Genomic DNA, 10675 nt, shown 5'->3' with positions numbered 1-10675 from the left:
TCTCGTGTCTTTTTATTTTAATGTTCCGCCTACCTCCGAGATCTACGCTTCTAGCTTCGGCGGCAGAGTCAGATGTGGATAAGAGACAGTCACCTCGCTGCTCGGGCCGATGCCCGGCGTGACGGCGGAGTGGGGGGGGGACTTCCTCATGCCGCCGCGCCTGCACCCCGTCCTGGGCTTCGCCGCGGTGGCGCTCCCGTTCGGTGCCGTCTATTTCGGCATGTCGGCGGCCCTGGGCATCCCGGAGGCGGGAACGGTGTTGCGCAAGGTGGGGCGAAAGCTGCGTCTGGTGCGCTAATCGCCTGGAATTGCTTGGCTCCTTGCCTGGCGAGCGGCCGTTGTTTGGCGTTGCAATCATCAGGTCGGGGATGCTCTGACGCGGTGCCTCCGTTATGGACGGAGCGTTGGCGTCAACGCCATGTGCGTCATCCGGCTTCCTCCGGACATGGCGCGCGTGTAGAGTGCGCCGCCTTTTTCACCGGGGCCCGGCTTCTCGGGAAGCCAGGGTCGAATTCGCTTCAGGAAGGTCTCGCAGTGAGCGACGAGAAGAACGGTTCCAATTCTGGCGGGATGGGTCCCAAGAAGCCGAAGGCCACCTTCGGTGACGTGATGCTCGGCATCCCTTCCGGGGGAGCTCGCAGCGAGGGCGGTCGGGGCGAACAGCGTGGCGGCGGCCGTGGAGGCGAGCGCGGCGGCAGTGGCCGTGGCGAGCGCGAGGCCCAGCCGCGTCCGGCGGGTGGTGCGCCGCGCGACGAGCGGGGGCCCCGTGGCGGGGGCGAGCGCCGTGGCGGAGGCGACCGTCGTCCGTCAGGCCCCATGGTCGTCGTGAAGCGGGCGTCGGGTGCCATCGAGACGCGCGGCCCGGCGGGGGAGGCTCCCGCCGAGGCGACCGCGACGGCCGAGGAGACGACCGCCGCCGCCGAGTCCTCCGCCGCGACGCCGGCCCCCACGCCGCGCCCGGTGACGCCGACGCCGGCGCCGACCCCCGCGCTGTATGAGGAAGTGCCCGAAACCCAGTCCTTCGCCGAGATGTTCGAGGCGCAGGCCAAGGAGGGTGGCACGCCCAGCCGCAAGGGCCTGCGCGTGGGCGAGAAGGTCCGTGGCGCCATCTTCCAGCTCGGCGCGGACACCGCGTTCGTGTCGGTGGAGGGCGCGGCCAAGAGCGAGGCGATGATCGAGCTTCGCGAGCTGAAGGACGATGAGGGCATCCTGCGCTTCGGCGTGGGTGACACCATCGACGCGCACGTGGTGGAGGTGGGCGCCAAGGGCATCCTCCTCAGCCGCGCGCTGGCCAAGGGCAGCGCGAACCTGGCCCTGCTGGCCGAGGCCCGCGCGTCCGGCATGCCCGTCGAGGGCCTGGTGCTGAGCGTGAACAAGGGCGGTGTGGAGGTCGCCATCGGTGACATCCGCGCGTTCTGCCCCATCAGCCAGCTGGACCTGCGCTACGTGGAGAAGCCGGACCAGTACATTGGCGAGAAGCTCCAGTTCCGCGTGAGCGAGGTCCGCGAGCGCAACGTGGTGCTGTCGCGCCGCGCGCTGCTGGAGGACGAGCAGCGGCAGCTGGCCGCGGAGACGCGCAAGCACCTGGCCCAGGGCAAGATCGTCAAGGGCAAGGTCACCGGCGTGCGCGACTTCGGCGTGTTCGTGGACCTGGGCGGCGTGGAGGGCATGATTCCCGTCTCCGAGCTCTCGTACACCCGCGTCGGTCACCCGAGCGACGTGGTGAAGGTCGGTGACGACGTCGAGGTCGAGATCCTCCGCATGGAGGCGGGCCAGCCCAACTCGCCGGACAAGGCCAAGCAGAAGGAGCGCATCACGCTGTCCATGCGCTCGCGCCAGGAGGATCCGTTCCAGAAGGCGCTGTCCGAAATCAAGGAAGGCGACCGCCTCCAGGGCAAGGTCGTCCGCCTGCAGCAGTTCGGTGCCTTCGTGGAGCTGCGTCCGGGCGTGGACGGGCTGATCCACATCTCCGCGCTCAGCGATCGCCGCATCGCGCACCCTCGCGACGTGGTGAAGGAGGGGGAGACCCTCTGGGTGTCGGTGGAGAAGATCGACGCGCACGAGAAGCGCATCGGCCTGCGCCGCATCTCCGAGGAAGAGGCGCAGCGTCCTCCCGAGGAGCGCTCGGCGACCGCCGCGGAGGCCGCCGCCCCGGCGCAGGCCGCCGCGCCCCGTCCCAAGGTGGGCCAGGTCGTCGTGGGCAAGGTGGATCGCATCGAGCCGTACGGCGTGTTCCTCGCGTTCCCGGGCGGCAAGGGCTTGCTGCCCGCGAGCGAGACGGGCACCGAGCGTGGCACCGACCTGCGCAAGCACTACTCGCTGGGCCAGGAGGTGAAGGTGGCCATCCTGGACATCGACGCGTCCGGGAAGATCCGCCTGTCCGTCACCGCCGCCATCCGCGCGGAGGAGCGGGCCGAGGTGGAGGCCTGGCAGAAGACGCAGCAGCCGCAGGGCGCGGGCAAGAAGGGCTTCGGCACCTTCGCGGATCTGCTCAGCAAGGCGCGCAAGTAATTCCCTGTCTCCAGCGCTGATTTCGTGGATGTGGTCAGCGCTGGAGAAAGGTGTTGACGGTACAGGCGAGGGACGGTACTTACCGCCTCGCCTCTCTCTGACGCGGGGTGGAGCAGCCTGGTAGCTCGTCGGGCTCATAACCCGAAGGTCGCAGGTTCAAATCCTGCCCCCGCAATTCTGTGTGCTTCGAAGGTTGACTGGAATCACAGTCGGGTTTCGGATAGTTGAGTCTCAAGACATGACGCGGGGTGGAGCAGCCTGGTAGCTCGTCGGGCTCATAACCCGAAGGTCGCAGGTTCAAATCCTGCCCCCGCAATTTCTTGTGCTTCGAAGGTTGGGTGGAATCGTCGTCGGGTTCCGAGTGGTTGAGTTCAAAACATGTCGCGGGGTGGAGCAGCCTGGTAGCTCGTCGGGCTCATAACCCGAAGGTCGCAGGTTCAAATCCTGCCCCCGCAACTCAAGTCGGCCCGGTCATTCTTCTGGAATGGCCGGGCCGATTCCTTTTGCGCGACTCGCCACGGCCACCGCCCGCCACCACCGGTGCTCAGCATCCAGCCGAGCGCGTTGTGTTCGCTGGTGAAGGCGTACCCAGCACCACGGTCCATCTTCCTCGTAGGGGATTGCCCCCACCGGTGAGGTGCGGCTCACGCCGCCGACAACGACGAGGAGGAGTCCATGGACACCGACATCACGCATGTCCTGCTGGTCGGAGGGACGGGGCGTTTTGGCGGCAGGTTGGCGTCGGCGCTGCTGGCGCGTCCCGGCATCCACCTGCACGTGTTGGTGCGTCCGGGCACACGCGGCGATGCGCTGAGGGGCGTGGCCGAGCATGGGGTGACGTTGGTGGGCGGGACGCTGGATGACATGCGCTCGCTCGATTCGGCGTTGGAGGGCGTGGACGCGGTGGTCTCCGCCGTGAGCGGACCCCCCGAGGTGCGGGTGGAGGGGCAGCTCCGCTTGCTGGACTCCGCGCGGCGTCACGGCGTCGTGCGCTTCATCCCTTCGGACTACTCGCTGGACTACACCGACGCCGACGCGGGTGACGCCTTCATGGCTGCGCACCGCCGTGTCGCCGACGCCGTGGTGAAGAGTGGCGTGCCGCACACGTTCGTCCTGTGCGGCGCGTTCATGGAGACGGCGCTGTCACCGCATGCGCAGGTGTTCGACTTCGCGCGCGGCGTTGTCTCGTACTGGGGGACGGGAGACGAGCCCTTCGACGTCACCGCGATGGCGGATGCGGCGCGCTGGGTGGCGGAGGTGGTGGTGGATCCTCACGCCGCCGGCCAGCGGCTGGAGTTCGTGGGGGACGTGACGACGGTGAATGACGTGGCCGCCCTGTACGAAGCGCTGACCGGTCAGCGCCTGCGCCGCGTGTGCAGGGGCAGCGTGGAGGACCTTCGCCGGCAGCTCGTGCGCGCGCGGCCCGAAGGCGCGTCCGTCCAGGCGTCCTCCGCGCACCTGAGCGTGCTCTCGCAGCTCGCGGGAAAGGGGCGGCTGCGTGAGCCGGCCAATGCCGAGTACACGCGGCTCCGGCCCATGACGTTGCGCGACTTCGTTGAGGCTCGGTGGCGGAGGGTGCCTGCGTCCGCGCGAGTCACGTTGCCACTCGCATCGCAGCCGTAGCCCGCGAGCGTCGGAGCCGAAGTCGTGTCAGCGCGCCTCTGGGGTGTGAACGGGCGTTCCGCAGTGCCCGGACACCCAGTCGCGCCAGACGCCCGTGTCCAGAAAACAACCCCCGAAGCCCCTGCACGGCCATAATCGGTGCTCATGGCTCCGCCATCTTCTACGCAACCTGCCGTAACTACGGAATTCTGCGCTCCATTGGAAAAAATGCGCGTGTCGCCTTTTAACTTACATCTGCTGGGGCACTAATCTCTCGACCAGGTGACAATCTGTCACTCGGTCGCCTTCTGACCGTGACTGGGTGTTTCGGCGATGGGGCCGGAACCTTCGGCCCAGGCTGTAATGAAGGCGACTACCCCCGCCGTCGTAAAAATGGAGTCTCCCCACGTGAGAAGGTTGGTTGCCACGCTGTCCGGGCTTGCCCTGGTACTGTCCGGTACCAGTTCCGTCGCCCGGACGTTGCCGAACTACGATGCCCTCCAGGACGCGAAGCCCGCGGGCCGTGCCGCCGCGGGGTTCAAGCCGGTCAACAGCAGCCTCAAGGGGGCGCGGGTCGCCCACAAGGACTCGCTGACCGGTTCCCCGACGTTCATCTGGACGAACCCGACCGCGGAGCAGAAGAAGCTCAGCGCCGGGTACGCGAAGATGTCTCCCGCCAAGGCGGCGCTGGCGCAGCTTGCTGCCCACGCCCCGCTCTATGGCCTGGCTTCCTTTGAGGCCGCGGGCGCGAAGGTCACGAACGTCAGCACCAACACGCAGGGTGTGAAGGTCGTGACGCTGGCTCAGGAGTCCTCGGGTATCGAGGTCTTCCGTCAGTCGCTGAAGGTCCTGCTGAACAAGCACAATGAGGTGGTTGCCATCTCCGGCAGCCTCTCCAAGCACGCCGCCGCGCAGATGCCCAGGTCCAAGGCGCGCTTCACGCTGCCGGCGACCGAGGCCATTGCCGCCGCGTACAAGGACCTCACGGGCGCCGCGCTGGACCGCAACCTGCTCACCCGCGTGAGCGACGCCAAGAAGGGCGACAAGTACTCGCACTTCACGCTGGCCAGCTACGCGCGTCCGCTCGAGGAGGGGTTTGTCATCCCCGCCCGCGCGAAGCAGGTCTACTTCCCGCTGCCTGGCAAGCTGGTCCCCGCGTACTACGTGGAGATCAACACGGGCCGCGCGGACAGCGTGAACTCCGACTACTTCGCGTACGTCATCTCCGCCGCCGACGGCCAGTTGCTGATGCGCAACGACCTGAAGGCGCACGCGGAGTTCAGCTATCGCGTGTTCTCGGACTCCACGCCGCCGTACACGCCGCATGACGGTCCGATTGGCAGCGGTGGTACGCCGCACCCCACCGGCCTCCCGGACGGCTATCAGTCACCCTACGTGCCGGCGAACCTGATCACGCTCGAGAGCCTCCCCTTCAGCCAGAACGATCCCTGGCTGCCGGACGGCGCGACGGAGACGCTGGGTAACAACGTCGACGCGTACGCGGACCTCACCGAGCCGGACTACTACAACACCGGCGACCTCCGCGCTTCCGTCACGGCTCCGGGCGTGTTCGACCGGACCATCGACTTCAACATCCAGCCGGACGCCAACGCGGAGCAGATCGCCGCGGCGACGACGAGCCTGTTCTTCCTGAACAACTGGCTCCACGACTGGTACTACGACGCCGGCTTCGACGAGGCCTCCGGCAACGCCCAGCAGGACAACTTCGGGCGTGGCGGCGTGGCGGGTGACCGTCTGCAGGCGCAGGCGCAGGACTACAGCGGCACCGACAACGCCAACATGCTCACGCCGGCGGATGGTGCGTCGCCGCGCATGCAGATGTACCTGTTCTCCGGCCCGCGCAACTCGCGCCTGACGGCGAACGCTCCGGCGACGGTCGCGGGTGACTACCAGGGTGGAGTCTCCTCCAGCTTCGGTCCCCAGACGTTCGACGCCACCGGCAATGTGGTGGCCGCGCTGGATGAGGCCAACACCACGGGTCCGACGGACCGTGACGGCTGCACCGCGCTGACCAACGCGGCCGAGGTCGCTGGCAACATCGCCATCATCGACCGCGGCAGCTGCGACTTCACCGCCAAGGTGCTCAACGCGCAGGACGCGGGCGCCATCGGCGTCATCATCCACGACAACGTCGCGGGTCCGACGATTGACATGGGCGGCACGCCTCTCTCGCCCATCACGATCCCGGCGCTCCGCGTGAACCTGGACGACGGCAACCTGCTCCGGGGCGCCATCCCGGAGCTCAACGTCACGCTGTTCCGGGGCCCGACCCAGTGGGTCGACGGCACCATCGACAACGCCATCGTGGCGCACGAGTGGGGTCACTACATCAGCAACCGCCTCATCGCGAACTCGTCCGGTCTGGGGAACAACCAGGGCCGGTCGATGGGCGAGGGCTGGGGTGACTTCACCGCCCTGCTGATGATGGTTCGCGCCGAGGACATCAACGTCCCGTCCAACGCGAACTGGAACGGCGCCTACGCCGCCGCGGGCTATGCCACGCGCGCGGACGCGAACTCCGAGTTCTACGGCATCCGCCGTGGCACGTACTCCTCGGACCAGACCAAGAACGCGCTGTCGTTCCGTCACATCATGGACGGCGTGGCGCTGCCCACGGACGTGCCGTTCAACGGCAACACGGGCCTGCCGAACTCGCAGGTCCACAACTCCGGCGAGATCTGGGCCACGATGCTGTGGGAGTGCTACACGGCGCTGCTCCGCGCGCATCCGTTCCAGGAGGCGCAGGAGAGGATGAAGAGCTACCTGGTCAACGGGTACAAGCTCACGCCTGCGAGCCCCACGTACCTGGAGGCGCGTGATGCCGTCATCGCGTCGGCCTACGCCAACGACCCGGCGGACGCCGAGCGGTTCTGGACTGCCTTCGCCAAGCGCGGCGCGGGCGTCGGTGCCCAGGCTCCGGACCGCTTCTCCACGAACCACGCCGGTGTGGTGGAGAGCTTCGTCGTGGGCTCGGCCATCCAGTTCGTGTCGGCCGAGTTCATCGACGACGTGGAAGGCGGCAACTGCGACTACGACGGCATCCTCGACAACGGCGAGACGGGCCGCATCGAGGTCACCGTGCGCAACGTGGGTGCCAGCACGGCGTCCGCCTCCAGCGCCACGCTGACGTCCGCCTTCGCGGGCGTCGCGTTTGCCAACGGTGGCGAGGCGAACTTCCCGGCCATCCCCGTGTTCAGCGAGGCCACGATCTCCATCCCGGTCACGCTCAGCGGCGCGACCGACCAGCAGGCGGTGACCATCGACGTCGCCGTGCGCGATGAGGGCCAGGCGACTCCGGGTGATGTCACCGGGAGCCTCGAGCTCACGACGCACTACGACGAGCGGCGTGCGACCTCCAACATCGAGGACGTGCAGACCAGCCCGGAAAGCCTGCCGTGGGAGACCGAGTACGACGAGAACCTGACCCCGGCCGTCTTCAGCGTGGTCACCTTCGAGGACGGCAACCGCACGTTCTACGCGGAGAACACCGCCTCGTTCGCCGACGTCCGTCTCATCACCCCGGAGCTGCACGTCAGTGCGACCGAGCCCTTCGTGCTCAACTTCATGCACGCGTGGGACTTCGAGGATGACTACGACGGCGCCACGGTCGAAATCTCCGACGACGGTGGCAACACCTGGGTGGACATCGGCGATCCGATCCACAACTCGGTGCTCGAGGACTACCCGGGCAACGAGAACCCGCTGGCCGGCAAGCCCGCGCTGTCGAGCTACAACCCGGAGTTCCCGGGCATGCTGCCCGCGACCATCGATCTGGGCATGGCCTACGCTGGCAGGACGGTGCAGATCCGCTTCCGCGTCGGTACGGACATGAGCTTCGGCTACACGGGCTGGCTGCTGGATGACCTCGCGTTCACCGGCATCACCAACACCCCGTTCACCACCATCGCGACGGAGGACGGCGTGTGCGGTCTCCCGAACGCGGCGCCCACCGCCAACGCCGGTGCGAACGCCGCGGTCCTGGTGGGCGATCAGGTGACCCTCTCCGGTTCGGCCACCGACCCGGAAGGTGACACGCTGACCTACGCCTGGACGCAGACGGCGGGCCCGTCGGTCACCCTGTCGGGTGCCGACACCCTGACGGCGTCGTTCACGGCGCCCGAGGTCCCCGCGGCCACCACGCTGGTGTTCCACCTGACCGTCTCTGATGGCACGAACTCGACCATTGACTCGGTGAACGTGACGGTGACGCCGCCCAACCGCGCGCCCACCGTGAACGCGGGCCTCGACGGCACGGTCGAGGAGCGCGCTGAGCACACGCTGAGCGGCTCCGCCAGCGACGAGGACGGCGACGCCCTCACGTACCTGTGGACCCAGGTCTCCGGTACGCCGGTCGCGGTTCGCGGCTACACCACGCCGACGGCGACGTTCATCGCGCCCGAGGTCACGCTGGATGAGACGCTGGTCTTCCGTCTGACGGTCAGCGACGGCATCCTCAGCACGAACGACACGGTGTCCGTGACGGTCACCCACGTGAACCGCGCGCCTATCGTCTCCGACACGTCCATGGCCTTCGACGCGGGCACTGTCACCGTGACGGCCTCCGCGGTCGACCCGGACGGTGATGCGCTCAGCTACAGCTGGGAGCAGACGGGTGGTTCGACGGTCGCCATCAATGGCGCCGACACGTCCGCCATCTCCTTCGCCACGCCGCTCCCGGGCTCGTACGAGTTCACCGTGACGGCGACGGACGGCTCGGCCACTGCCACCAAGGCGGTGCCGGTGACCATCATCGATGGTTCTCTGCCGGTGAACGCGCCGCCGACGGTGAATGCGGGCCTCGATGCCACGGCGGAAGCCGGCGACATCGTGACGCTCAGCGGCTCCGCGAGCGACGCCGAGGGTGACACGCTGACGTACCACTGGGAGCAGATTGGTGGCACGCAGGTGACCCTGACGGGTGGCGACACCCTGACGCCTTCGTTCACCGCGCCCAGCACGGCCAACGGTGACACGCTGGGCTTCATGCTGACGGTCAACGACGGCACCTCGACCACCAGCGATGTCGTGCGCGTCGTCGTGGCGGCGGATCCGGTGGTCATCCCGGAGAACACCGCTCCGGACGCTGACGCGGGTGAGACGGCCACTGTCGACGCGGGCGCCACCGTGACGCTCAACGGCACGGCGACCGACGCCGACGGCGACACGCTCACCACCGTCTGGACGCAGATCGGCGGCCCGGACGTGGTGCTGTCCGACGCCAACGCCCTGACGCCGACGTTCACCGCGCCGGCCGCGGGTGAGCTGGCCTTCCTGCTCACGGTCTCCGACGGTATCGCGACGTCGACCGACGTGACGATCGTCCGCGTCACCGCCGCGCCCGAGGAGAACGTCGCGCCGGAGGCCTCCGCTCGCGCGGTGGTCTCTAGCAACCAGACGTCGGCCACGCTCGACGGCTCGGCTTCCAGCGACGCGAACGGCGATGCGCTGACGTACGCCTGGACGCAGGTCTCCGGTCCGACGGCGACCATCTCCGGCGCGGACCAGGCGGTTGCGGTCGTCAACCTGCCTGACACCAACGACCAGACGGCGTCGTTCTCGTTCCGCCTCACGGTGACGGACGAGGCCGGCCTCGAGAACAGCACCACCGTGCAGTTCTCCGCCCGCAACGGCGGTGGTGATGACGGTGGTGGCTGCTCCGCGACGGGCGCGGGCGCTCCGGTCGGCATGATCGGCCTGGCGCTGCTCGGCCTGCTGCGCCGCCGTCGTCAGAGCTGAGACGCGCGGGTCCTCCTCCTGCCTCCGGGCGGGAGGAGGCCATTCGCGGGGCCCGGATGAAGTGAGTGTCCGGGCGTCGCGGAACGCCGATTGAAAAGGAAGTTCCTGGCGGCCGGCTCCTGGATTCAGGGGGCCGGCCGTCGGTTTTTTCCGGGCCGAGGTGCCGCGGACCTCAGAGGGGCCGCACGTGCTCCGCGAGGCGTCCGGTGGCCATCAGTTCGTGCAACTCGTCGCCCATGCGCTCGCTCTCGGAGACCACCTGGTTCCAGGCGCGCATGCGCTCTGCGTCCTTCATCCGCTCGAAGTCGACCCGGTCCGGAATCCGGCCTCCGGGGAGGCGGGCCACCAGCTCCGGGGACGGGGCGATGAGCAGCGCCCTGCGGAAGTTCTGGGGCCGAGCCCGCCGCCACCGCAGCGACTTGTCGAACCAGCCCGGCACCACATACGGATAGAAGTGCGGGTACAACACCAGTCCCGAGCCCGGGCCGAAGTCCAGGTCCAGGTGGTAGTCGACCACGCCGCCATCGCGAAACACGCCCGCGGGCGCGCCGGGAATGCGCACGCCGCTGAAGAGCAGGGGGATGGAGCCTGACGCCAGCAGCGCCAGCCGCAGGTTCTCCCGCGTCAGTGGCAGGTGGGTGGAGGGCAGGTCCTTGAGCCCGGCGAAGGGGCTGGTGTCCCCGGCCGTATGGAAGATGACGCGCTCCAGGTGGAGCCCCAGCGTCCGCCGGCTGACCAGGTTGCCCAGGCCGCAGAGCACGAGCCCGAAGAGCTGCGCCCCCGGGTCTTCCAGGCCCACCGCCCC

Annotated in this window: 5 protein-coding genes and 3 tRNA genes; 7 read left to right on the top strand and 1 reads right to left on the bottom strand. The window is 68.4% G+C overall.

The annotated features are described in order from the left end of the window. Positions 1 to 118 precede the first annotated feature (118 nt). The 7 genes from G4D87_RS25395 (at position 119) to G4D87_RS25365 (ending at position 9870) form a co-directional block, all read left to right on the top strand. On the top strand, positions 119 to 298 hold the full coding sequence (locus G4D87_RS25395; RefSeq protein ID WP_240358595.1) for a hypothetical protein: 180 nt from the start codon (positions 119 to 121) through the stop codon (positions 296 to 298). 272 nt (positions 299 to 570) lie between these two features. Further along, entirely contained in the window at positions 571 to 2511 is a 1941-nt protein-coding gene (locus G4D87_RS25390; RefSeq protein ID WP_163784817.1) for a S1 RNA-binding domain-containing protein, read from the top strand. Between the two features lie 101 nt (positions 2512 to 2612). Next, positions 2613 to 2686: transfer RNA gene (locus tag G4D87_RS25385), tRNA-Met, on the top strand. A 67-nt stretch (positions 2687 to 2753) separates the two neighbouring features. Further along, positions 2754 to 2827 (top strand) — tRNA-Met (locus G4D87_RS25380). A 66-nt stretch (positions 2828 to 2893) separates the two neighbouring features. Then, positions 2894 to 2967 (top strand) — tRNA-Met (locus G4D87_RS25375). Positions 2968 to 3186: 219 nt separating this feature from the next. Next, complete coding sequence (locus G4D87_RS25370) at positions 3187 to 4134, top strand: aromatic alcohol reductase (RefSeq protein WP_163784815.1); 948 nt, start codon at positions 3187 to 3189, stop codon at positions 4132 to 4134. A gap of 372 nt (positions 4135 to 4506) precedes the next feature. Beyond that, positions 4507 to 9870 carry a myxosortase-dependent M36 family metallopeptidase gene (locus G4D87_RS25365; RefSeq protein WP_163784813.1) on the top strand — a complete coding sequence of 1788 codons (5364 nt, stop codon included), beginning with the start codon at positions 4507 to 4509 and terminating at the stop codon, positions 9868 to 9870. A gap of 172 nt (positions 9871 to 10042) precedes the next feature. Here the strand turns inward: G4D87_RS25365 and G4D87_RS25360 are convergent. Next, the coding region (locus G4D87_RS25360) for a patatin-like phospholipase family protein (RefSeq protein ID WP_504112615.1) at positions 10043 to 10675 on the bottom strand (633 nt) is incomplete at its 5' end.

The sequence above is a fragment of the Myxococcus vastator genome (assembly GCF_010894475.1).
Taxonomy (GTDB): domain Bacteria; phylum Myxococcota; class Myxococcia; order Myxococcales; family Myxococcaceae; genus Myxococcus; species Myxococcus vastator.
This window is presented reverse-complemented; position numbering and strand designations above follow the sequence as displayed.